This window comes from Streptomyces albicerus, from assembly GCF_008905045.1.
GTDB classification, from domain to species: Bacteria; Actinomycetota; Actinomycetes; order Streptomycetales; family Streptomycetaceae; genus Streptomyces; species Streptomyces albicerus.
Genome location: NZ_VWMY01000017.1, coordinates 100,280 through 122,379 on the forward strand (window position 1 = coordinate 100,280; position 22,100 = coordinate 122,379).

18 protein-coding genes are annotated in these 22,100 nt (G+C 69.6%); 15 read left to right on the forward strand and 3 right to left on the reverse strand.

Annotated features, from left to right (window positions below; genetic code table 11):
• Positions 1–134: 134 nt before the first annotated feature.
• Both GAS53_RS16980 and GAS53_RS16985 read right to left on the reverse strand, forming a co-directional pair.
• Entirely contained in the window at positions 135–1,082 is a 948-nt protein-coding gene (locus GAS53_RS16980; protein WP_151478442.1) for a hypothetical protein, read from the reverse strand.
• Positions 1,083–1,311: 229 nt separating this feature from the next.
• Positions 1,312–1,662: a response regulator gene (locus tag GAS53_RS16985; RefSeq protein WP_151478443.1), complete on the reverse strand. Its 351-nt coding sequence runs from the start codon at positions 1,660–1,662 to the stop codon at positions 1,312–1,314.
• A 199-nt stretch (positions 1,663–1,861) separates the two neighbouring features.
• Here GAS53_RS16985 and GAS53_RS16990 point away from each other — a divergent pair, with 199 nt between their 5' ends.
• Positions 1,862–3,214 (forward strand): sugar ABC transporter substrate-binding protein, encoded by a 1,353-nt coding sequence (locus tag GAS53_RS16990; RefSeq protein WP_225858953.1) that lies wholly within the window; start codon positions 1,862–1,864, stop codon positions 3,212–3,214.
• Positions 3,211–6,009 carry a PAS domain S-box protein gene (locus GAS53_RS16995; RefSeq protein WP_318722601.1) on the forward strand — a complete coding sequence of 933 codons (2,799 nt, stop codon included), beginning with the start codon at positions 3,211–3,213 and terminating at the stop codon, positions 6,007–6,009. The genes GAS53_RS16990 and GAS53_RS16995 overlap by 4 nt, the downstream gene beginning before the upstream one ends.
• 108 nt (positions 6,010–6,117) lie before the next feature.
• Here GAS53_RS16995 and GAS53_RS17000 read toward each other — a convergent pair whose 3' ends face one another.
• On the reverse strand, positions 6,118–6,309 hold the full coding sequence (locus GAS53_RS17000) for a hypothetical protein (protein ID WP_151478445.1): 192 nt from the start codon (positions 6,307–6,309) through the stop codon (positions 6,118–6,120).
• A 224-nt stretch (positions 6,310–6,533) separates the two neighbouring features.
• Here GAS53_RS17000 and GAS53_RS17005 point away from each other — a divergent pair, with 224 nt between their 5' ends.
• The 13 genes from GAS53_RS17005 to pgi all read left to right on the forward strand — a co-directional run bounded on the left by GAS53_RS17005 (position 6,534) and on the right by pgi (position 22,016).
• Entirely contained in the window at positions 6,534–7,205 is a 672-nt protein-coding gene (locus GAS53_RS17005) for a response regulator transcription factor (RefSeq protein WP_151478446.1), read from the forward strand.
• A gap of 76 nt (positions 7,206–7,281) precedes the next feature.
• Entirely contained in the window at positions 7,282–9,345 is a 2,064-nt protein-coding gene (uvrC, locus tag GAS53_RS17010) for an excinuclease ABC subunit UvrC (RefSeq protein ID WP_151478447.1), read from the forward strand.
• Entirely contained in the window at positions 9,342–10,415 is a 1,074-nt protein-coding gene (gene rapZ / locus GAS53_RS17015) for an RNase adapter RapZ (protein WP_151478448.1), read from the forward strand. Before uvrC ends, rapZ begins: the two co-directional genes overlap by 4 nt.
• Complete coding sequence (locus GAS53_RS17020) at positions 10,412–11,479, forward strand: gluconeogenesis factor YvcK family protein (RefSeq protein ID WP_151478449.1); 1,068 nt, start codon at positions 10,412–10,414, stop codon at positions 11,477–11,479. Before rapZ ends, GAS53_RS17020 begins: the two co-directional genes overlap by 4 nt.
• Entirely contained in the window at positions 11,470–12,459 is a 990-nt protein-coding gene (gene whiA / locus GAS53_RS17025; RefSeq protein ID WP_151478450.1) for a DNA-binding protein WhiA, read from the forward strand. Before GAS53_RS17020 ends, whiA begins: the two co-directional genes overlap by 10 nt.
• Before the next feature lie 245 nt (positions 12,460–12,704).
• The gene (locus tag GAS53_RS17030; protein WP_151478451.1) at positions 12,705–15,656 is read left to right on the forward strand and encodes a M14 family metallopeptidase; all 2,952 of its coding nucleotides are present in this window, start codon (positions 12,705–12,707) and stop codon (positions 15,654–15,656) included.
• A gap of 188 nt (positions 15,657–15,844) precedes the next feature.
• Positions 15,845–16,855 (forward strand): type I glyceraldehyde-3-phosphate dehydrogenase, encoded by a 1,011-nt coding sequence (gene gap / locus GAS53_RS17035; RefSeq protein WP_151478452.1) that lies wholly within the window; start codon positions 15,845–15,847, stop codon positions 16,853–16,855.
• Between the two features lie 120 nt (positions 16,856–16,975).
• Positions 16,976–18,187, forward strand: coding sequence for a phosphoglycerate kinase (locus tag GAS53_RS17040; protein ID WP_151478453.1), 1,212 nt, complete (start codon positions 16,976–16,978; stop codon positions 18,185–18,187).
• A 6-nt stretch (positions 18,188–18,193) separates the two neighbouring features.
• Positions 18,194–18,970 (forward strand): triose-phosphate isomerase, encoded by a 777-nt coding sequence (tpiA, locus tag GAS53_RS17045; protein ID WP_151478454.1) that lies wholly within the window; start codon positions 18,194–18,196, stop codon positions 18,968–18,970.
• A gap of 112 nt (positions 18,971–19,082) precedes the next feature.
• On the forward strand, positions 19,083–19,313 hold the full coding sequence (secG, locus tag GAS53_RS17050) for a preprotein translocase subunit SecG (RefSeq protein WP_009300451.1): 231 nt from the start codon (positions 19,083–19,085) through the stop codon (positions 19,311–19,313).
• Positions 19,314–19,548: 235 nt separating this feature from the next.
• A complete protein-coding gene (locus GAS53_RS17055) occupies positions 19,549–19,884 on the forward strand; it encodes an RNA polymerase-binding protein RbpA (protein ID WP_003957010.1) in 336 nt (111 codons plus the stop codon).
• A 224-nt stretch (positions 19,885–20,108) separates the two neighbouring features.
• Complete coding sequence (locus GAS53_RS17060) at positions 20,109–20,288, forward strand: hypothetical protein (RefSeq protein ID WP_151478455.1); 180 nt, start codon at positions 20,109–20,111, stop codon at positions 20,286–20,288.
• 72 nt (positions 20,289–20,360) lie between these two features.
• On the forward strand, positions 20,361–22,016 hold the full coding sequence (pgi, locus tag GAS53_RS17065; RefSeq protein ID WP_151478456.1) for a glucose-6-phosphate isomerase: 1,656 nt from the start codon (positions 20,361–20,363) through the stop codon (positions 22,014–22,016).
• Positions 22,017–22,100 lie beyond the last annotated feature (84 nt).

The following is a 22,100-nucleotide window of genomic DNA, read 5'->3' on the forward strand; positions in this document are numbered from 1 at the left end:
TTGTCCCGGTCGGACCGTACCCGATCCGAGGAGAGACGTAAACGCTTACGTAAACGTTTGCGCAAGCGTTTACGTCTCCCTGCAGGTGTTTACGCGGGGGATTTACGCCGGGGTCTACTCGGCCCCTCGGCCCTTCACTCCCAGTCCCACCCGATCCCCACGATCCCCGACCGCACCCGTTGCTCCACCATGTGGACCGACCGGTGGCGGCCGCTCAGGGGCAGTTCCTGACGGCCGCTGCGGGGTGCCGCCGCCGAGTGCTGGGTGAATCGGTGGCAGCGCACGGGCAGCGCGTCCTGGGCGAACCGCACCTGGAGGGCGTACTGCCCGCCGGAGAGGCTGAACCCACGGACGTACTCGCTGGACGCGCCGGCCGTGCCGTCCTCGACGCCGTAGCGGAACAGGAAGGTGTCGCCCACCCGCAGCCGTGTGTCGAAGAGCAGCTCGGCCACGAGCACACCGGTGTCGTGGTGCCAGAGCACGCGTCCCGTGCGGCAGTTCTCCAGGGCGTGCACCACCATGTGCTCCGGGGCGCAGCCGGGGTCGCCGTGGTGGATGGCCACATAGCGGTCGATGCCGTCCCTTTGGGCGCGCACTATGTGCTGGGAGTCGCGCCCCAGCAGTTCGCGCCGGGTGCCGATCCGTACGCGTTCGTGGTGGCCGAGGATGTGCAGTCCGCCGTCGAGCGGTGAGTCCAGTTCGGTCAGCAGCTTCTCCAGGGCGCCGGAGGCCTCGACCAGGGAGCGGTACGAGCGGGCCGCCGGGCGTTCAGAGTCGGGGCCCTCGTCGTCCTTCGCGAGCAGCCTGATCAGCGACTCGTCCGGCAGCTGGAGTATCTCCTCCAGGGCGCGTACGGCCCGCAGCGACTCGGGGCGCTGGGGCCGCCGGGCGCCCTGCTGCCAGTAACTCAGGCTCGTCACACCGACCTTGACCCCGTACCGCGTCAGATGGTGCTGTACGCGCTGCAGTGGCAGTCCACGGGCGGCGATCGCGGCACGCAGGGCGACATGGAAGGGACCGTCGCTCAGAGCCGTCTCCAGTTCCGCCGTGGCGACTTCCGCGTGCTCTGTGCCGTGCCGCATGCAGGGGCCTTTCTGTGAATGCTCACAACGGCTGGTCGGGCCGTTCGCGCTGTTCGGAGGGGGCCACCCGGTCGGCGTACGGGGGATGTTCACATCCGTACGCCGTGGTTCCCGGCCCAAGTCACCCCGCATTGAAGCGTGTTGATCAGGCCCGGACAACACTTGATGCGCAACCTCGCTGTCCGGACGCGCTCCGTCACTCCTCGCCGCCCGGCTCGCGGCGTTCGCCTCACGAGCCCAGCAGGTCCCGGATGGCGCGCGCGGACAGCGTCGATTTGTGCAGGAAGCCGCGGGCGGGACTGGCCGCCACCAACTCCTGGAAGTCCTCCAGGGAGTGCGTCGAGATGAGGATCACCGTGGGCACGGAGGCCGCGAGCCGTCCCACCACATCGAGGCCGTTCTCGCCGTCCAGGTCGAGATCGACGAGGGCGACGTCCGGGGTCAGTTCCCGCGCCCGCGTGACCGCCTCCGCGCCCGTCGAGGCGACGCCGACGACCTGAATCCCGCCGCGCTCCAGCAGGGCGCGCGCGGCCTCCAGGAACCGGGCACTGTCATCGACGATGAGACAGCGCATGGACATACGCCCAGCTTCCCAACCAGCTGACACATTGGCTTTCCGGCTAGCAGGAAAGTGCTCAGGTCCCATGCCGGAAAACTTCCTTCGTGCTTACGGAGCGCAGCTATGGGTCACGCGCGGTAGCATGTCGCTGCCCTGGGGTGACCGTGTCCTGTCGGTCTGGTGGGGGTGCGCGATGGAGAAGCCCAACAGGAAAGCCGGGATGTTCCGGACACGCCGCGTGGTCCTCGCGGGAGCGCTGTCCACCGCCCTGCTGGCCGCCGGCTGCGGCGGTGACGGGGACGACGGCAAGCGCTCCGGGACGCGCGGCGACACCACGTGCGACGGCAAGCTCGAAGGCACCGCCGACATCACCGTGTGGTTCCACGCGGGCCCGAGCGGAGAGCTCAACACGCTGCGCCGTCAGGTCAAGGACTTCAACGCCTCACAGAAGAGCGTGCGGGTCGAGCTGATCACACTGCCCCAGGAACGCCCGTACACGGATCTGGTCGAGTCCGCGGCCGCCAGCGGCGAACTGCCGGACCTTCTCGACTTCGACGGTCCGAACCTCTACAACTACGCCTGGTCCGGCAAGTTGAAGCCGATCGACTCCTGTGTGCCCGAGAGCGTGAAGTCCGATCTGCTGCCCTCGATCCGCAAACAGGGCACCTATGCGGGCCGGTTGTGGGGCGTCGGCACCTTCGACTCCGGACTCGGCCTCTATGTACGCCCCTCCGTCCTGAAGAAGGCCGGCATCCGTGTCCCGAGTGGTCCGGACGATGCCTGGACGGCCACCGAACTGACCGGGATCCTGCGAAAGCTGCGCAAGGAGGGCTACGAAAAACCCCTCGATCTGATCATCAACGACTCGGCCGGGGACGACGAGTGGAACACGTACGGCTTCGCGCCCGCCATCTGGTCGGCAGGCGGCGACCTTCTCGACCCGAAGACCCACCGCACCGCGGAGGGCTTCCTGAACGGGGCCGAGGCGGTCGGGGCGATGACCACCATGCAGGGGTGGGTCAAGGAAGGCATGGTCGACCCGAACAAGGACGGCAAGGCGTTCACCGAGGGGCGCAGTCCCATCTCCTGGGTGGGGCACTGGATGTACGGCGAGTACACCGAGGCGTTCCCCGACGACGTGAAGATCGTCCCGCTGCCCGACTTCGGCAAGGGGACCGTCACCGGGATGGGCTCCTGGCAGTGGGGCGTCACGGCGAGCGCCACCGACGGGGACGCGGTGTGGCGGTTCGTCGCCTACCTCCTGAAGCCGCGGGAGGTGAGCCGGATGACCCAGGCCAACGGTGCGATCCCGGCGACGGACAGTGCCGTCGAGCTCTCACCGAGGTTCGCCGAAGGCGGCGCCGAGCGCCTGTTCATCGAGCAGTTGAAGAGCGGTATCGCGCGACCGCGGACGCAGACGCCTGCCTATCCGGCGGTCTCCCAGGCCTTCTCGCGGGCCTACGGCGAGATCATGGTGAGAGGCGCTCCGGTGAAGGCCGCGCTGGACGAGGCGGTCCGCCGGATCGCCAAGGACCTGGCCGATCACCAGGGTTACCCGTCGGCCGGGCCATGAGAACCGGCATACGGAGGCTCGCAGACGCCACACGGAGGTCCGGCGGCCCGGGGAGACCCGGACGAGCCGGAGGCACGCGCGCCAGGATCCCGCTGCTCGCCCGGCTGCGCGTCGGCACCAAGCTCATGCTGCTGGTACTGCTGCCGGTCTCCGGACTCCTCGCCTTCACCGTCTTCGCGGCCGTGACCGAGTGGAACGAGGCACGCACCCTGCGGGATTTCAGGACCACCACGCGCGTCTCCTTCGCCCTGGCCACGCTCACCGAGGCCCTGGCCCGAGAGCGCCTCGCCGAGGTCCTCGTGGAGGTGCGGCCCGACCGGCCGGGCGTGACGGACGAACGGGACGCGGCCCGGCGCGCCACGGACCGGGCGCTGACCGCCGCGAAGGGCAGTGCCGCGGACATCACCGGGCAGCCGGACGTCGTGGGACAGCTCGACGCGAGGGGCCGGCAACTCTTCGCGACCAGACTGGAGTCGGGCAGCGGCTCCTTCACCGGAACGGAGATCGGGCAGAAGTACGCGAGCCTCACGAACGACCTGCTCAACACCGTCCACCACCTCGACTCGAGCCGCCCCTCCCGGGCCTCCGGCCGTGCCGCGGACGGCTACCTGGCCGCCCTGGAGGCCATCGAGGCCGCCGAGCGTGAACGCGTCGAGCTGGCCGTCCTGTTCGCGGCCGCATCCGGGGACGGCCGGGGCGCGACCGCCGACCGCTGGGAGGCACTGGAGGCCGCCCACCTCGACACGTTCCGGCAGAACGTGTCGGGGCGGCTCAAGGTTCGGCTGTCGAGCGTGCTGCTCCAGCCCGCGGGCCGCACCGTACGCGGCGCGCGGGAGGCACTCACGTCCGGCGACACCGCGAAACTGCCCTCCCTGGACCGCTGGCTGGCCGCCTCCACCGACCGTCTCACGGCCCTGCGCGGCATCGCGAAGGCCGCCGAGGGCGAACTGGCCGCCGCCGCGGACCGTGATCTACAGGCCGCGAAGGAACGCGGCGAACGCGAACTGGGCCTCTCCGTAGTGGTCCTCTTCGCCGTCACGGTCCTGGCCCTGGCGCTGCGCCGCTCGATCACCCGCCCCCTCACCGAGGTGTCCGAAGGCGCCAAGGCCCTCGCCGACGGCGACCTGTCGTACGACATCCGCTACGCGGGACGCGACGAGATCGGCAACGTCGCCGACACCTTCCGCGAACTCCATGTGACCAGCGAGCGGTTCGCCGCCCAGATCCGCGCCATGAACGCGGCGATCGACGACAACCGGCTCGGTCACCGCGCCGACGTCGCCGCCTTCGAGGGGACCTGGGCGCAGCTCCTGCGCGGCATGAACGCCACCATGGACTCCTTCGCGGCGGCCCACGGGCGGCGGCGCAAGGCCGAAAAGGAGCTGGAGAGCATCTTCAACCTCTCCCTCGACCTGTTGTGCATCAGCGGCCTCGACGGCTACTTCAAGCGGGTGAACCCGGCGTTCGAGAGGACACTCGGCTACTCCGGAACGAGGCTGCTGTCCCGGCCGTTCCTCGAATTCGTGCACGAGGAGGACCGGGACCGCGTGCGCGAGATCCTCGACCGGCTGGCGACCGGCGTCGAGGTCGTCGAGTTCGAGAACCGCTACATACGCGGCGACGGCACCGAGTGCTGGCTCCAGTGGAGCTGCCGCCCGGTCATCGAAGAGGGCCTCATCTACGCCGCCGCTCGCGACGTCACCGAGAGCCGCCGCGCCGCCCGCGAACAGGCCGCGCTGCGCCGGATCGCCACCCTGGTGGCCCGGGGCGTCCCGCCGCACGAGGTGTTCACCGCCGTCGCGCACGAGGTGGGGCAGCTGCTGAGCACGAGTTCCGCGGCCGTCCTGCGGTACGAGGCCGACGGCGCCGCCACCGTCGTGGGCTCCGCCCGCACGGCCGCGACGGATGGTCAGGAGGCGGCGACCGCGGTGGCCGGGACGGATGGCCAGGAGGCGGCGACCGCGGTGGCCGAGACGGGGTACGCGGCCCGCGTCAGCCGCTCCGTAGGGGCGCCCATCATCGTCGACGACCGCCTGTGGGGAGCCGTCGTCGTGTCGGCCTCGTACCCCGAACCGCTGCCCAGAGGCACCGAATCGCGCCTCGCCGACTTCACCGAACTCATCGCCACCGCCATCGCCAACGCCGACAGCCGCGCCCAACTGGCCGCCTCACGCGCGCGCGTGGTGGCCGCCGGCGACGCGTCCCGGCGGCGCATCGAGCGCGATCTGCACGACGGCGTCCAGCAGCGTCTCGTCTCGCTCCAGCTGGACCTGCGGATGGCCGAGTCCATGACGGCGGACCAGCCGGCCGAGCTCGTCGAGCAGCTGGCGCACATCGGCAAGGGCCTGGACGACGCTTTCGAGGACCTGCTGCAGATCTCCCGGGGCATTCACCCGGCGATCCTCTCCAAGGGCGGCCTGGGCCCGGCGCTGCGCGCCCTGGCCAGGCGCTCCGCCGTCCCCGTGGAGCTGGACCTGGACCTGCCGAGAGCTCGCCTCCCGGAACAGACCGAGGTGGCCGTCTACTACGTGGCCTCCGAGTGCCTCACCAACGCCGCCAAGCACGCGCGCGCGACGGTGGTCGAGGTGCGGGCGCGGACGTACGACGGCGTCCTGGAGGTCGTCATCGGCGACGACGGGGTCGGGGGAGCAGAGCCGGGCGGCGGCTCCGGGCTGATCGGGCTCACCGACCGGGTCGAGGCGATCGGCGGCAGGCTGACCGTCAGGAGCCCGCCGGGCAGAGGCACCACGCTGATCGTGCGGCTGCCACTGCCGCGGTCCTCCCCGGACAAGTGACGGCCCGGAGCGCACGCCGTGTGGAGATCCAACGAGGGGGAGTCCTGGACTCGGCGACGTACGTACGCTCCGGGCGGCCTGGACGGACGGTGAGGCAACCGTCCGGCTTCAGGGGCGGGGAGTCCCGCCGTGCTGTGCCGACCGCAGGCGCTTGGCGCGCACGATGTCGGGGTCGCGGGGGTCGAGGCCGGACAGCAGGCCCTCGGCGAACCGCTCCTCGTCCTCGTACGGGCGGACCCGGACCGACCGCCGTTGCTTCTCGATCCGCGTCTGTCGCATCTCCCGCAGCCTTTCGGTCATCGGCCCGCCGCCCCTCGCCCGGGGCGGTCGGTCCACCTGCATCTGCACTGGTACGAGCATTGCCCCGAACTGTCTCCGTGTCGTCACGGCCAGCCCCCGAAACAGGTTCCGGTCCTCCACCATTGCCCACCTCCTGCTAGCCGTAACCGGCCACGTCCGGCAGGCTGTTGGCCACGTACCGCAGACGTGTACCGCACCGGTCGGGCGAGCGGACGGGGAGCACCATGGACGCAGCACAGCGGCCCGCGCGCGGGAGGGTCGTCCTGGCCGACGACGATGTCCTGCTCAGGGAGGGTCTGGCCAGCCTCTGCGAGCGGCTCGGTTACGAGGTGGTGGGCCAGGCGGGCGACGCGGGCGCACTCCTGGAGCTGGTCGCGGAGCACGTCCCGGACCTGGTGATCGTCGACATCAGGATGCCGCCCACCCACTCCACCGAGGGGCTGAAGGCGGCCCGTAGCATCCGCGAGCGGTATCCCGACCTCGGCATCCTCGTCCTGTCCGCCTTCGTGGAGGTCGAGGACGCCCTGGAACTGCTCGCGAGCGGCCGTCGCATCGGCTATCTGCTCAAGAGCCGCGTCACGGCCGTGGACGAGTTCATCGAGGCGCTGGACCGGATTCGCAGGGGCGGCTCGGTCGTCGACCCCTCCCTGGTGCAGGAGCTGGTCTCCGCCCAGCGCCGCGACGACCCGCTGTCCTTCCTCAGCAGCCGGGAGCGGGAGGTCCTGGAGCTCATGGCCGAGGGCCGCTCCAACGCCGGCATCGGCCGCCGCCTGTGGGTGACCGAGGGCACCGTCGAGAAGCACGTCCGCAGCATCCTGGGCAAACTGCGCCTCCCGGAGGCCGCGGACGACCATCGCCGCGTGCTGGCCGTCCTCACCTTCCTGGAATCTCGTTAGGACCTGGCCCGGATCGGGCCCGGGCGAGGGCTGACAGGCCGTCGCGCTGTCACACCCCGCAAGTAGGGTGTGAGACATGGCCGACCCCTCCAGCTACCGCCCCAAGCCGGGACAGATCCCCGACTCGCCGGGGGTCTACAAATTCCGCGACGAGCACCGCCGGGTGATCTACGTCGGGAAGGCGAAGAGCCTGCGCCAGCGCCTGGCCAGCTACTTCCAGGACCTCGCAGGCCTCCACCCGCGTACGCGCACGATGGTCACCACGGCCGCGTCGGTGGAGTGGACGGTGGTGTCCACGGAGGTCGAGGCACTGCAGCTGGAGTACTCCTGGATCAAGGAGTACGACCCCAGGTTCAACGTCAAGTACCGCGACGACAAGAGCTATCCGTATCTCGCGGTCACCATGAACGAGCAGTTCCCGCGCGTGCAGGTGATGCGCGGCCACAAGAAGAAGGGCGTGCGCTACTTCGGTCCGTACGGGCACGCGTGGGCGATCCGCGACACCGTGGACCTTCTGCTGCGCGTCTTCCCCGTACGGACGTGCTCCGCGGGCGTGTTCAAGAACGCCACGCGCACCGGCCGCCCCTGTCTGCTCGGCTACATCGGCAAGTGCTCCGCCCCCTGCGTCGAGCGGATCTCCGCCGAGGACCACCGTGAACTCGCCGAGGAGTTCTGCGACTTCATGGCCGGCCGCACGGGGACGTACATCCGCCGCCTGGAGCGGCAGATGATGGACGCCGCCGAGGAGATGGAGTACGAGCGCGCCGCCCGTCTGCGCGACGACATCGAGGCCCTCAAGAAGGCCATGGAGAAGAACGCGGTGGTGCTCGCCGACGCGACGGACGCCGATCTCATCGCGCTCTCCGAGGACGAGCTGGAAGCCGCCGTGCAGATCTTCCACGTACGTGGCGGCCGGGTGCGCGGCCAGCGCGGCTGGGTCACCGACAAGGTCGAGGCCGTCACCACAGGGGACCTGGTCGAGCACGCGCTCCAGCAGCTGTACGGGGAGGAGACCGGCGACTCCGTACCGAAGGAGGTGCTCGTCCCGGCGCTGCCCGACCCCGTGGAGCCCGTCCAGGAGTGGCTCACCGCCCGCCGCGGGTCGAACGTGTCGCTCCGCATCCCGCAGCGCGGCGACAAGAAGGCCCTCATGGAGACGGTGCAGCGCAACGCCCTCCAGGCGCTCGGGCTGCACAAGACCAAGCGCGCCTCCGACCTGACCACCCGCTCCCGGGCCCTGGAGGAGATCGCCGAGGCCCTCGACCTGGACAGCGCGCCCCTGCGGATCGAGTGCTACGACATCTCGCACCTCCAGGGCGACGACGTCGTGGCGTCGATGGTCGTCTTCGAGGACGGGCTGCAGCGCAAGAGCGAGTACCGGCGCTTCCAGATCAAGGGCTTCGAGGGCCAGGACGACGTCCGGTCCATGCATGAGGTGATCAACCGCCGCTTCAAGCGCTACCTCGCCGAGAAGGAGAAGACCGGCGAGTGGGCCGACGGCGAGACCGGGCTCACCGAGGAGGACGGTCGGCCCAAGCGGTTCGCGTACCCGCCGCAGCTCGTCGTCGTCGACGGCGGACAGCCGCAGGTCGCCGCCGCCCAGAGGGCCCTGGACGAGCTCGGCATCGACGACATCGCCGTCTGCGGCCTCGCCAAGCGACTGGAAGAGGTCTGGCTGCCCGGCGACGACGACCCGGTGGTGCTGCCACGCACCAGCGAAGGGCTCTATCTTCTTCAGCGTGTACGCGACGAGGCGCACCGCTTCGCGATCACCTACCAGCGCACCAAGCGGGCCCGACGCTTCAGGGCGAGCCCGCTGGACGACGTGCCGGGCCTCGGCGAGACGCGCAAGCAGGCGTTGATCAAGCATTTCGGTTCGGTGAAGAAGCTGCGATCCGCGACGATCGACCAGATCTGCGAGGTACCCGGCATAGGCCGCAAGACGGCCGAGGCGATCGCCGTGGCCTTTGCCCAGGCGGCTCCGGCGGCGCCCGCCGTGAACACCGCGACTGGAGAGATCATGGAAGACGAAGCAAACGCAGAATACGCAGCAGACGCGGGACCCGAGACGACGGCGGGTCCCGCGGGGGAGCCCGTGTCCGCGGGCGCCTCGGACGAGCGACGGGGGCAGGAGACATGACCGAGCACGAGCAGGAAGAACCCTCGACACAGCGCACAGCTGAAACCGAGGAAGCGCACAAGGAAGCGCGTGAAGATCACGCGCAACAAGAAGCAGCCGACGAAACGACCGGCAAAGCGGCGGACGGCGCAGCCGACGAAGCGGCGCGGGAAGACGGAGCGGAAGTGAACACGGGCACGACCATCGAGGCGGCCGGCGTCCCCGAGGCGGCCATTCCGGAGCTGGTGATCATCTCCGGGATGTCGGGCGCGGGCCGGTCCACCGCCGCCAAGTGTCTGGAGGACCTCGGCTGGTTCGTCGTCGACAACCTGCCACCCGCGCTGATCCCCACCATGGTGGAGCTCGGCGCCCGCTCCCAGGGCAACGTGGCCAGGATCGCGGTCGTCGTGGACGTCCGCGGCCGCCGCTTCTTCGACAACCTCCGCGAGTCCCTCGCCGACCTGGAGTCCAAGAACGTCACACGGCGGATCGTCTTCCTGGAGTCCTCCGACGAGGCCCTCGTACGCCGCTTCGAGGGGGTGCGCCGCCCGCACCCCCTCCAGGGCGACGGCCGCATCGTCGACGGCATCGCCGCCGAGCGCGAGCTGCTGCGCGAGCTGCGCGGCGACGCCGACCTGGTGATCGACACCTCCAGCCTGAACGTGCACGAGCTGCGCGCCAAGATGGACGCCCAGTTCGCGGGCGAGGAGGAGCCCGAGCTGCGGGCCACCGTCATGTCCTTCGGCTTCAAGTACGGCCTGCCGGTCGACGCCGACCTGGTCGTGGACATGCGGTTCCTGCCCAACCCGCACTGGGTCCCGGAGCTGCGCCAGTACACCGGCCTCAACGAGGAGGTGGCGGCGTACGTCTTCAACCAGCCCGGTGCCAAGGAGTTCCTCGACCGGTACGCCGAGCTGCTGCGCCTCATCCAGACCGGCTACCGCCGTGAGGGCAAGCGCTATGTGACCATCGCGGTCGGCTGCACCGGCGGCAAGCACCGCTCCGTCGCCATGTCGGAGAAGCTCGCCGCCCGTCTGGTGTCCGAGGGAGTGGAGACGGTCGTCGTCCACCGGGACATGGGCCGCGAATGACGGGACGTACTCTGCGGCTGAGCAGGCTGCGGCGCGTCGGCCCCGAAGGGCGCGGCGGCAAGCCCGCGGAGAGCCGCGGCGGCAAGCCGCGCCGCCGTGGCGCGCAGCCCAAGGTCGTCGCGCTCGGCGGCGGCATGGGTCTGTCCGCCTCGCTCACCGCCCTGCGCCGCATCACCGGCGACCTCACCGCGGTCGTCACGGTCGCCGACGACGGCGGCTCCAGCGGTCGCCTGCGCGACGAGCTGGGTGTGCTCCCGCCCGGTGATCTGCGCAAGGCGCTGGCCGCGCTGTGCGGCGACGACGACTGGGGCCAGACCTGGGCCCGCGTCATCCAGCACCGCTTCCAGTCCAAGGGCGACCTGCACGAGCACGCGGTCGGCAATCTGCTGATCGTCGCCCTCTGGGAGCAGCTCGGCGATCACGTCCAGGCCCTCGACCTGGTCGGCAGGCTGCTGGGCGCGCACGGCCGTGTGCTGCCCATGTCAGCCGTGCCCCTGGAGCTCCAGGCGCTGGTCAAGGGCCACGACCCGGAGCGGCCCGAGGACATAGACACGGTCCGCGGCCAGGCCACCGTGGCCCTCACGACCGGCGAGGTGCAGTCCGTGCACCTCGTGCCGCACGACCCGCCCGCCGTCCCCGAGGCCGTCGCGGCGGTCCTCGACGCGGACTGGGTGGTCCTCGGCCCCGGCTCCTGGTTCTCCTCGGTGATCCCGCATCTGCTCGTGCCCGAGCTGCTCGACGCCCTCATCGAGACGAAGGCCCGCCGGGTGCTCTCCCTGAACCTCGCCCCGCAGCCCGGAGAAACCGAGGGCTTCTCCCCGCAGCGTCATTTGGAGGTTTTGGGACGACACGCCCCTAAACTCGCCCTGGACGTGGTGCTGGCCGACGAGGCCGCCGTGCCCGACCGCGACTTACTGACCGATGCCGCCCAGCGGTTCGGCGCCGCGGTCGAGCTGGCGCCGGTGGCCCGGACCGATGGGTCTCCGAGGCACGATCCGGAGCTGTTGGCCGCCGCGTACGACCGTATTTTTCGGATGCATGGAAGGATCGGCCCATGGCGATGACGGCAGCGGTGAAGGACGAGATCTCCCGGCTTCCCGTCACCCGGACCTGCTGCAGAAAGGCGGAGGTCTCCGCCATTCTGCGGTTCGCGGGCGGCCTTCACCTGGTGAGCGGCCGCATCGTGATCGAGGCGGAGCTGGACACCGCGATGGCGGCGCGCCGGCTGAAGCGGGACATCCTGGAGATTTTCGGCCACAGCTCCGAACTGATCGTGATGGCTCCCGGCGGTCTGCGCCGCGGCTCCCGCTATGTCGTACGGGTGGTCGCGGGCGGTGACCAGCTGGCCCGCCAGACCGGGCTCGTGGACGGACGTGGACGCCCGATCCGGGGGCTGCCGCCGCAGGTGGTCTCGGGGGCCACCTGCGACGCCGAGGCCGCCTGGCGCGGGGCGTTCCTGGCCCATGGCTCGCTCACCGAGCCGGGCCGCTCGTCCTCGCTGGAGGTGACCTGCCCGGGCCCGGAGGCCGCGCTCGCGCTGGTCGGCGCCGCCCGCCGCCTGTCGATCGCCGCGAAGGCCCGCGAGGTGCGCGGAGTGGACCGGGTCGTCGTACGCGACGGGGACGCCATCGGCGCTCTCCTCACCCGGCTCGGTGCCCACGAGTCCGTGCTGGCCTGGGAGGAGCGGCGGATGCGCCGCGAGGTCCGCGCCACCGCCAACCGCCTCGCCAACTTCGACGACGCCAACCTGCGCCGCTCGGCCCGCGCCGCCGTCGCCGCGGGCGCCCGTGTGCAGCGCGCCCTGGAGATCCTCGGCGAGGAGGTCCCGGAGCACCTCGCGGCCGCCGGACGGCTGCGCATGGAGCACAAGCAGGCCTCCCTGGAGGAGCTGGGCGCGCTCGCCGACCCGCCGCTGACCAAGGACGCCGTCGCGGGCCGTATCCGCCGGCTGCTCGCCATGGCCGACAAGCGGGCCCAGGACCTGGGCATCCCGGGCACGGAGTCCACCCTCACCGAGGAGATGGCCGACAACCTCGCGGGCTGATCCACGGACACTGTCGCGGGCTGATCCACGGACACCGTTCGCGGGCTGGTCCGCGGACACCTCCGCGGGCTGATCCGCGGACCCTCCGCCAACCGGCCCTGAGCACTACAACACGCCGGTGCGCGCGCCGAATTGCGGCAACCGCACCGGCTTCTTGCTGTCCTCGACGCGCTCTTGACTTGACCATGATGTGTCATGAGCCTGGCATCTGTTCGCTGCTGTGGCGGACTATGCAAGGGGGGCTCATGAGACGAAGAGCGAGATCGATCCTCGCTGCCGGCGTGCTCCTGCTCGGCGGAGTGGCCATCGCGCCCATGGCACAGGCGGAACCCGGCGCCTCGGCCGAGCCGAACGCGGACGAGGTCAAGGTGTTCCGCGCCGACGTCACGAAGGAACAGGTACCCCTGCTCCTCGCGTCGGGCCAGGACAGTCACGAACTGGGCGAACAGGTACCGGAGAAGGGCACGGCCACGGTCGAGGTCTACCTCACCGACAAGCAGGCCGAGCAGCTGGAGAAGAAGGGCGTCGACCTCAACGAGCACAAGCTCTCGGCGAAGGCACGCGCGCGCGTGGCGGCCGCGGGGGACGGCGTCTACCGCCCGTACAGCGGTGCGGGCAACCTCAAGGAGGAGATCGTCAGGACGGGGCAGGAGAACCCCTCCCTGACCAAGGTCGTCTCCATCGGCAAGACCCTCCAGGGGCAGGACATCCTGGCCGTCAAGCTCACCAAGGGCGCCAAGAAGACCAAGGACGGCGCCAAGCCCTCCGTGCTGTACCTGTCCAACCAGCACGCCCGTGAGTGGATCACGCCCGAGATGACCCGGCGCCTGATGCACTACTACCTGGACAACTACGGCAAGGACGAGCGGGTCACCAAGCTCGTGAACTCCACCGAGCTGTGGTTCGTCCTGTCCGCCAACCCGGACGGCTACGACTGGACGTTCGAGCCCGAGGGCGACCGCCAGTGGCGCAAGAACATGCGCGACGTCAACGGCGACGGCGTCTGGACCACCGGCGACGGCGTGGACCTCAACCGCAACTTCGCCTACAAGTGGGGCTACGACGACGAGGGTTCGTCCCCGTACCCGACCAGCCAGACCTACCGCGGCGCGAGCCCCGGCTCCGAGCCCGAGACCAAGGCGCTGGACGCCTTCCAGAGGCGCATCGACTTCGAGTACGGCATCAACTACCACTCCGCCGCCGAACTGATCCTCTACGGAGTCGGCTGGCAGGTGGCCACCCCGAGCCCCGACGACGTGCTCTACAAGTCACTCGCCGGCACGCCCGAGAACCCGGCCATACCCGGCTACCGCCCGCAGGTCTCCTCCGAGCTCTACACGACCAACGGCGAGGCAGACGGACACGCCTCCAACGTCAACGGCACGGCGATGTTCACCCCCGAGATGTCGACCTGCCAGACCGCGTCGAACGTCGACCCGAACGACGCCTGGAACGCGGCGGACTGCGAGTCGATCTTCACCTTCCCGGACGACGAGAAGCTGATCCAGCAGGAGTTCGCGAAGAACGTCCCGTTCGCGCTCTCGGTCGCCGAGTCCGCGGCCAGGCCCGACCAGCCGAAGTCGTCGGTCGGCATCGACGCCCCCGACTTCACCCCGGCCCCCTTCACCACGTCGTACTCGCGCGGCGCCGACCAGGAGATCTCCGTCGTCGCCCGTAAGTCCGTACGCGACAAGGAGCTCAGGTACAGCGTCAACGGCGGCCGTGTCGAAGACCAGGCGCTCGAGGCCTGGGACGGCGGCGAGACCTTCGGAGGCGAGGACAACCTTTACTTCGACGAGTACCGGGCGCCGGTCCAGGACGGCGAGCCGGGCGACAAGGTCGAGGTCTGGTTCACCGGCGAGACCAGAAGCGGAAAGCCCACCTCCAGCGAGCACTTCACGTACACGATCGCCGAGCGGCCGCGCGCCGACACGCTGGTGGTCGCCGAGGAGGGTGCCGCCGCGACGCAGGCCCAGACGTACGTCGACGCCCTGAAGGCCAACGGCCGCAAGCCCCTCGTCTGGGACGTCACCACACAGGGTGCGCCGGACGCGCTCGGCGTGCTGGGCCACTTCAGGACGGTCGTCCACTACACCGGCGCCGACCGCCCCGGATACGCCACCCAGCTGCAACTGCGCGCCTACCTCAACGAGGGCGGCAAGCTGATCGAGGCGGGCGAGCAGGCGGGCGGCCAGGTCGCGCTGCCGGGCGCCCTGACGAACGACTTCAGCCAGTACTACCTCGGCGCCTACTCCCGTACGACGACGCCGGGCGTCACGGCCTTCACCGGCTCCGGCAAGCTCGGGGGCGCCACCGGACCGCTCGGCGACGCGCCCGGCAACCCGCTGAACGCGGCGGGGGCGTACGGCGTCACCTCGGACACCCTGCCCGCGGACAAGTACCCCCAGTTCGCGAGCGCGGGCGCCGGCCAGTACCCGGGCACCGTCAACCCGTACGGCCCGTTCGCGGGCGCGTCCATGGCGGCCGTCACCCACTCCGACTACGCCTGGAACCGCCTCACCCGCACCATCGACCTCACCGGGGTGAGCGCGGCCGACGCGCCCGCCCTGCGCACAAGGCTCCTGTGGGACACCGAGGCGGGCTACGACCACGCGGTGCTCGAAGCGCACACGGCCGGGGCCGACGACTGGACCACGCTCCCGGAGGCGGGCGGTGCCACCAGCACCGCGGTGCCCGCCGAGTGCGAGGCCGGGTACTTCATCCAGGCGCATCCCGCTCTGGGGCGCTATCTGACCCAGGGTGCGGGCGGCTGCACCCCGACCGGCACGAGCGGCTCCTGGAACAGCTTCACGGGGGCCTCCGAGGGCTGGCAGGAAGTCAACTTCGATCTCTCCGCGTACGCCGGAAAGACGGTGGAACTCTCGCTGAGCTACATCACCGACCCGGGTACGGGCGGTCATGGAGTCCTCGCCGACAACGCCTCCGTCGTGATCGGCGGCACGGCCGGCGAGACCGAGGGCTTCGAGACGTCTCTCGGCTCCTGGAACGTCCCCGGACCGCCCGCGGGCAGTCCCGCGGTCGTCCGGGACTGGGGCCTGTCCGGCGAGCTCTTCAAGACGTACGGAGCGGTCACCACGCGTGACACCGTGCTGTTCGGCTTCGGCCTGGAGCACGTCACCGCGGCGGCCGACCGCACAGCCCTGCTCGGCAAGGCACTGGCGGCTCTGCGCAGCTGACACGGCGACCAGGGCGTCAAGCCCGGGCGGTCCGTACCCCTACTGGCGGGTACGGACCGCCCTGCCGTGTATGAGGCATCTCGATGTCACTCCGTGGGCCTCAGGGAGGTAGGGTCGTAGGCGGTCGGGGACATCCCATACAACTCGCCGGCATCGAAAGCCGGCGTACCTAACGAGGAGATCGGTTCGTGACGATCCGCGTAGGCATCAACGGCTTTGGCCGCATCGGTCGTAACTACTTCCGCGCGCTGCTGGAGCAGGGTGCAGACATCGAGATCGTGGCTGTCAACGACCTGGGTGACACCGCGACCACCGCTCATCTGCTCAAGTACGACACCATCCTGGGCCGCCTCAAGCACGAGGTGTCGAACACCGCCGACACGATCACCGTCGACGGCCGCACCATCAAGGTGCTGTCCGAGCGCAACCCCGCCGACATCCCGTGGGGTGAACTGGGCGTCGACGTCGTGATCGAGTCGACCGGCATCTTCACCAAGAAGGCCGACGCCGAGAAGCACCTCGCGGGCGGCGCCAAGAAGGTCCTCATCTCGGCTCCGGCCAAGGAAGAGGACATCACGATCGTGATGGGCGTCAACCAGGACAAGTACGACCCGGCGAACCACCACGTCATCTCGAACGCCTCCTGCACCACCAACTGTGTGGCGCCGATGGCGAAGGTTCTCGACGAGAACTTCGGCATCGTCAAGGGCCTGATGACCACGGTGCACGCGTACACGAACGACCAGCGCATCCTGGACTTCCCGCACTCGGACCTGCGTCGCGCCCGCGCCGCCGCCGAGAACATCATCCCGACCACCACCGGTGCCGCGAAGGCCACCGCCCTGGTCCTCCCGCAGCTCAAGGGCAAGCTGGACGGCATCGCGATGCGCGTCCCGGTCCCGACCGGCTCGGCCACCGACCTGGTCGTGACGCTGCAGCGCGAGGTCACCAAGGACGAGGTCAACGCCGCGTTCAAGAAGGCCGCCGACGACGGCGACCTCAAGGGCTACCTGGCCTACACCGAGGACCCGATCGTCTCCTCGGACATCGTCGGCGACCCGGCCTCCTGCACCTTCGACTCCTCCCTGACCATGGTCCAGGAGGGCAACTCGGTGAAGATCCTCGGCTGGTACGACAACGAGTGGGGCTACTCCAACCGCCTCGTGGACCTCACGGTCTTCGTCGGCGGCCAGCTCTAAGTCCCAGAGCAGGCATCTCGATGTGAGCACAGGGCTCGGGCAGCGCGCTGCCCGAGCCCTGTGCCACGTGCTGATCGATCAGCCCTCTCCCGGACAAAGAGCCCTCCTAGGAGTCCACTTATGAAGACGATCGATGAACTTCTCGCCGAAGGGGTCGACGGCAAGCGGGTCTTCGTGCGCGCCGACCTGAACGTGCCGCTGGCCGACGGCCTCATCACCGACGACGGCCGCATCCGCGCCGTCCTGCCGACCGTCGAGGCCCTCGCCCAGGCGGGCGCCAAGGTGGTCGTCGCCTCGCACCTGGGCCGCCCCAAGGGCGCCCCGGACCCCGCCTTCTCGCTGCTGCCGGCCGCCGAGCGGCTCGGTGAACTCCTCGGCGCGCCCGTCGCGTTCGCCCAGGACACCGTCGGCCCGGCCGCCCACGACGCCGTGAACGGGCTGCAGCCCGGCCAGGTCGCGGTCATCGAGAACCTGCGCTTCAACGCCGGCGAGACGTCGAAGGACGACACCGAGCGCGGCGAGTTCGCGGACCAGCTCGCGGCTCTGGCCGATGTCTACGTAGGCGACGGTTTCGGTGCCGTGCACCGCAAGCACGCCTCGGTCTTCGACCTGCCGGCGCGGCTGCCGCACTACGCGGGCCACCTCATCGCCGCCGAAGTCGATGTCCTGAAGAAGCTCACCGAGGACGTCCGGCGCCCCTATGTCGTCGCGCTCGGCGGTGCCAAGGTCTCCGACAAGCTCGCGGTGATCGACCAGCTGCTCGGCAAGGCCGACCGGCTGCTGATCGGCGGCGGTATGGCGTACACCTTCCTCAAGGCCAAGGGGTACGAGATCGGCAGCTCTCTCCTCCAGGAGGACCAGATCCCGGCCGTCGTCGAGTACATCGAGCGCGCCGAGAAGTCTGGTGTCGAGCTGGTCCTGCCCGTCGACGCACTGGTCGGGTCCGAGTTCCCGGACCTGAAGACCAAGGCGCCGGCCAATCCCACCACCGTCGCCGCGGACGCCATCCCGGCCGACCAGATGGGCCTCGACATCGGCCCTGAGTCCCGCAAGCTGTACGCATCGAAGCTCGCCGACGCGGCCACCGTGTTCTGGAACGGTCCGATGGGCGTCTTCGAGCACCCCGACTACGCCGAGGGCACCAAGGCGGTCGCCCAGTCCCTCCTCGACTCCCCGGCCTTCACGGTCGTCGGCGGTGGCGACTCCGCCGCCGCCGTCCGCATCCTGGGCTTCGACGAGACGGCATTCGGCCACATCTCGACCGGCGGCGGCGCCTCCCTCGAATACCTCGAGGGCAAGACGCTCCCCGGCCTCGCCGCACTGGAGGACTGACCCCGTATGACCACTCGCACGCCGCTGATGGCGGGCAACTGGAAGATGAACCTCAACCACCTCGAGGCCATCGCCCACGTCCAGAAGCTCGCCTTCGCCCTGGCCGACAAGGACTACGAGGCCTGTGAGGTCGCGGTCCTGCCGCCCTTCACCGATCTGCGCTCCGTGCAGACCCTGGTCGACGGCGACAAGCTCAAGATCAGGTACGGCGCCCAGGACATCTCGGCGCACGACTCCGGTGCCTACACCGGCGAGATCTCCGGCCCGATGCTGGCCAAGCTCAAGTGCACGTACGTGGCGATCGGCCACTCCGAGCGCCGCCAGTACCACCAGGAGACCGACGAGATCGTGAACGCCAAGGTGAAGGCCGCCTACAAGCACGGCCTCACCCCGATCCTGTGCGTCGGCGAGGAGCTGGATGTCCGCGAGGCGGGCAACCACGTCACCCACACGCTCACGCAGGTCGAGGGCGGTCTCAAGGACCTCCCCGCCGAGCAGGCCGAGACGATCGTGATCGCGTACGAGCCCGTCTGGGCCATCGGCACCGGCAAGGTCTGCGGCGCCGACGACGCCCAGGAGGTCTGCGCGGCGATCCGCGGCAAGCTCGCCGAGCTGTACTCCCAGGAGCTGGCCGACCAGGTCCGCATCCAGTACGGCGGCTCCGTCAAGGCCGGGAACGTCGCAGAGATCATGGCGAAGCCCGACATCGACGGCGCCCTGGTCGGTGGCGCCTCGCTGGACGCCGACGAGTTCGTCAAGATCGTCCGGTTCCGCGACCAGTAAGTATGCGGTAGCGGCGTTACGTCGTACCCTTGCGGGGGCCGGGTGGCTTCGTACCTGAAGCACCGGCCCCCGTCGTCCGTATAAGTCCGAGGAAGTTGGTCCAGCCGTGGTTATGGGGTTCTCGATCGCCCTGATCGTCTTCAGCCTGTTGCTGATGCTGCTGGTGCTGATGCACAAGGGGAAGGGCGGCGGCCTCTCCGACATGTTCGGTGGCGGCATGCAGTCGTCCGTCGGCGGCTCCTCGGTCGCCGAGCGCAACCTCGACCGCATCACCGTGGTGGTCGGTCTGCTGTGGTTCGCGTGCATTGTGGTGCTGGGCATCCTGATGAAAGTCAACAACTGATCACTGGCTGACATCGGTACGGCAGCACAAACGCACATTACGCAAGCACATTCCGCACGTAAGGCCCCATGTCCGGTACGCGCCCGCGGGCGCGGCCTATCATGGGGCTTGCGTCTGTGGGCGGGGTGTAACTCCAATCACTGGACGCGCGTTGGGCCTTACGTAGACTGAGGCGCTCGCAGCGAAGCGTCACGCCGACTCGCTTCGCGGCACCATCACGCAGGGAGTTACGACCGTGGCAAGTGGCAACGCGATCCGAGGAAGCCGGGTCGGGGCGGGGCCGATGGGCGAGGCCGAGCGTGGCGAGTCCGCGCCCCGGCTGCGCATCTCCTTCTGGTGCTCCAACGGGCACGAGACGCAGCCCAGCTTCGCCAGCGACGCGCAGGTCCCCGACACGTGGGACTGTCCGCGCTGCGGCTTTCCCGCCGGACAGGACCGGGACAACCCGCCGGACCCGCCGCGCACCGAGCCGTACAAGACGCACCTCGCGTACGTACGGGAGCGGCGCAGCGACGCGGACGGCGAGGCGATCCTCGCCGAGGCGCTCGCCAAACTGCGGGGCGAAATCTAGGAGTTGAGGTCCGGCCGGACACCGAGGAGGGGTGTCCGGCCGGATCCGTATCGTGCGCCGGGTCCGCCCGGGCCGGCGTAGTTCGCCGGTATCGGCGTATGTCGCGTGCGGGCCCATTTCCCGTACAGACGTATTTCTCGTACGCCCGGCACCGCACCGCTTCGAGGTCGATTGTCAGTGGTGCCCTCTACGGTTCTTGTATCGACGGGATCCGAGGGGGCGTCGTGGCGACGGTCGAGGCAAGAGGCGCGGGTGCGCCCGCGTGGCATGGCGGGTTCGGGCGGCTGTGGAGCGCGGCCGCGTTCTTCGTCCTGTCCGTCACCGTGCTGATACCTGCGCTCAAGCCGGACGTATCTGTTGTTGAGCCGGCCGACGGCGGGACGACAGCTCACGTCAAGCCCTGATCAATTAGGTTGGGACCGGCAGCGGGGCAAGGTACGCAGCAGGACAGGTAGGAAAGAAGGCTGAAGTCCGAGATGAACGCAGAAAGCCGTCCCAGGCTAAACCAGACGCCCGAATGGACCGCTCTGGCCAAGCACCGGGAGGAACTCGGCGAGGCACAGCTCCGTGAGCTGTTCGCCCAGAGCCCCGGACGCGGCGCCGGATACACGGTTCAGGTCGGCGATCTGCACGTCGACTACTCCAAGCACCTCGTCACCGACGAGACGCTGCGGCTGCTGCGCGAGCTGGCCGCCGCCACGGACGTGTTCGGGCTGCGGGACGCCATGTTCCGCGGGGAGAAGATCAACACGACCGAGAACCGCGCGGTCCTGCACACCGCGCTGCGCGCCCCGCGCGACACGGTCGTGGAGGTCGACGGCGAGAACGTCGTCCCGGGTGTGCACGCCGTCCTCGACAAGATGGCCGACTTCTCCGAGCGCGTCCGCTCGGGCGAGTGGACCGGACACACCGGCCGGCGCATCAAGAACGTGGTGAACGTCGGCATCGGCGGCTCCGACCTCGGCCCGGCGATGGCCTACGAGGTGCTACGGTCCTTCACCGACCGCGACCTGACGGTCCGCTTCGTGTCGAACGTGGACGGCGCCGACCTGCACGAGGCCGTACGGGACCTGGACCCGGCCGAGACGCTGTTCATCATTGCCTCGAAGACCTTCACCACCATCGAGACGATCACCAACGCGACCTCGGCCCGCGACTGGCTGCTCACCGGGCTCAAGGCCGGTCAGGAGGCCGTCGCCAAGCACTTCGTGGCGCTGTCGACGAACGCCGAGAAGGTGTCGGACTTCGGCATCGACACGGCCAACATGTTCGAGTTCTGGGACTGGGTCGGCGGACGCTACTCGTACGACTCCGCGATCGGTCTGTCCCTGATGCTCGCGATCGGTCCGGACCGGTTCCGGGAGATGCTCGACGGGTTCAGGATCGTCGACGAGCACTTCCGGACGGCCCCCGCCGAATCCAATGTGCCGCTGCTGCTCGGCCTGTTGGGCGTCTGGTACGGCAACTTCCATGACGCGCAGTCGCACGCGGTGCTGCCGTACTCGCACTACCTCAGCAAGTTCACCGCGTACCTCCAGCAGCTCGACATGGAGTCCAACGGCAAGTACGTGGGCCGTGACGGGCGTCCCGTGGAGTGGCAGACCGGGCCGGTCGTATGGGGTACGCCGGGTACCAACGGGCAGCACGCGTACTACCAACTCATCCACCAGGGCACGAAGTTGATCCCGGCGGACTTCATCGGTTTCGCCGAGCCGGTCGCCGAGCTGAGCGACGGGCTCAAGGCCCAGCACGACTTGCTGATGGCCAACTTCTTCGCGCAGACGCAGGCGCTGGCCTTCGGCAAGACGCCGGACGAGGTGCGGGCGGAGGGCGTGCCCGAGGAACTGGTGCCGCACAAGACGTTCAAGGGCAACCACCCGACGACCACGATCCTCGCGCGCGAGCTCACCCCGTCGGTGCTCGGCCAGTTGATCGCGCTCTACGAGCACAAGGTGTTCGTGCAGGGCGCCATCTGGAACATCGACTCCTTCGACCAGTGGGGCGTCGAGCTCGGCAAGGTCCTCGCCAAGCGCGTCGAGCCCGCCCTCACGGAGGGGGCGGAGGTGCCGGGCCTGGACGAGTCCACCAAGGCGCTCGTGGCCAAGTACCGGGCGCTGCGCGGCCGCCAGTAGTCGTGGGGCCGTCGGTAGTCGTGCAGTAGTCGTGTGGGTCGGGAGGCGGTCGGCAGGAAGGCCGTCCGTCTCCCGTAGAATCCC

Excerpts from the sequence above, each read along its gene's own strand:
- GAS53_RS16980 (WP_151478442.1), bottom strand. The coding sequence starts at position 1,082 with ATGCGGCACGGCACAGAGCACGCGGAAGTCGCCACGGCGGAACTGGAG.
- GAS53_RS16985 (WP_151478443.1), bottom strand. The coding sequence starts at position 1,662 with ATGTCCATGCGCTGTCTCATCGTCGATGACAGTGCCCGGTTCCTGGAG.
- GAS53_RS16990 (WP_225858953.1), top strand. The coding sequence starts at position 1,862 with ATGTTCCGGACACGCCGCGTGGTCCTCGCGGGAGCGCTGTCCACCGCC.
- GAS53_RS16995 (WP_318722601.1), top strand. The coding sequence starts at position 3,211 with ATGAGAACCGGCATACGGAGGCTCGCAGACGCCACACGGAGGTCCGGC.
- GAS53_RS17000 (WP_151478445.1), bottom strand. The coding sequence starts at position 6,309 with ATGACCGAAAGGCTGCGGGAGATGCGACAGACGCGGATCGAGAAGCAA.
- GAS53_RS17005 (WP_151478446.1), top strand. The coding sequence starts at position 6,534 with ATGGACGCAGCACAGCGGCCCGCGCGCGGGAGGGTCGTCCTGGCCGAC.
- uvrC (WP_151478447.1), top strand. The coding sequence starts at position 7,282 with ATGGCCGACCCCTCCAGCTACCGCCCCAAGCCGGGACAGATCCCCGAC.
- rapZ (WP_151478448.1), top strand. The coding sequence starts at position 9,342 with ATGACCGAGCACGAGCAGGAAGAACCCTCGACACAGCGCACAGCTGAA.
- GAS53_RS17020 (WP_151478449.1), top strand. The coding sequence starts at position 10,412 with ATGACGGGACGTACTCTGCGGCTGAGCAGGCTGCGGCGCGTCGGCCCC.
- whiA (WP_151478450.1), top strand. The coding sequence starts at position 11,470 with ATGGCGATGACGGCAGCGGTGAAGGACGAGATCTCCCGGCTTCCCGTC.
- GAS53_RS17030 (WP_151478451.1), top strand. The coding sequence starts at position 12,705 with ATGAGACGAAGAGCGAGATCGATCCTCGCTGCCGGCGTGCTCCTGCTC.
- GAS53_RS17040 (WP_151478453.1), top strand. The coding sequence starts at position 16,976 with ATGAAGACGATCGATGAACTTCTCGCCGAAGGGGTCGACGGCAAGCGG.
- tpiA (WP_151478454.1), top strand. The coding sequence starts at position 18,194 with ATGACCACTCGCACGCCGCTGATGGCGGGCAACTGGAAGATGAACCTC.
- secG (WP_009300451.1), top strand. The coding sequence starts at position 19,083 with ATGGGGTTCTCGATCGCCCTGATCGTCTTCAGCCTGTTGCTGATGCTG.
- pgi (WP_151478456.1), top strand. The coding sequence starts at position 20,361 with ATGAACGCAGAAAGCCGTCCCAGGCTAAACCAGACGCCCGAATGGACC.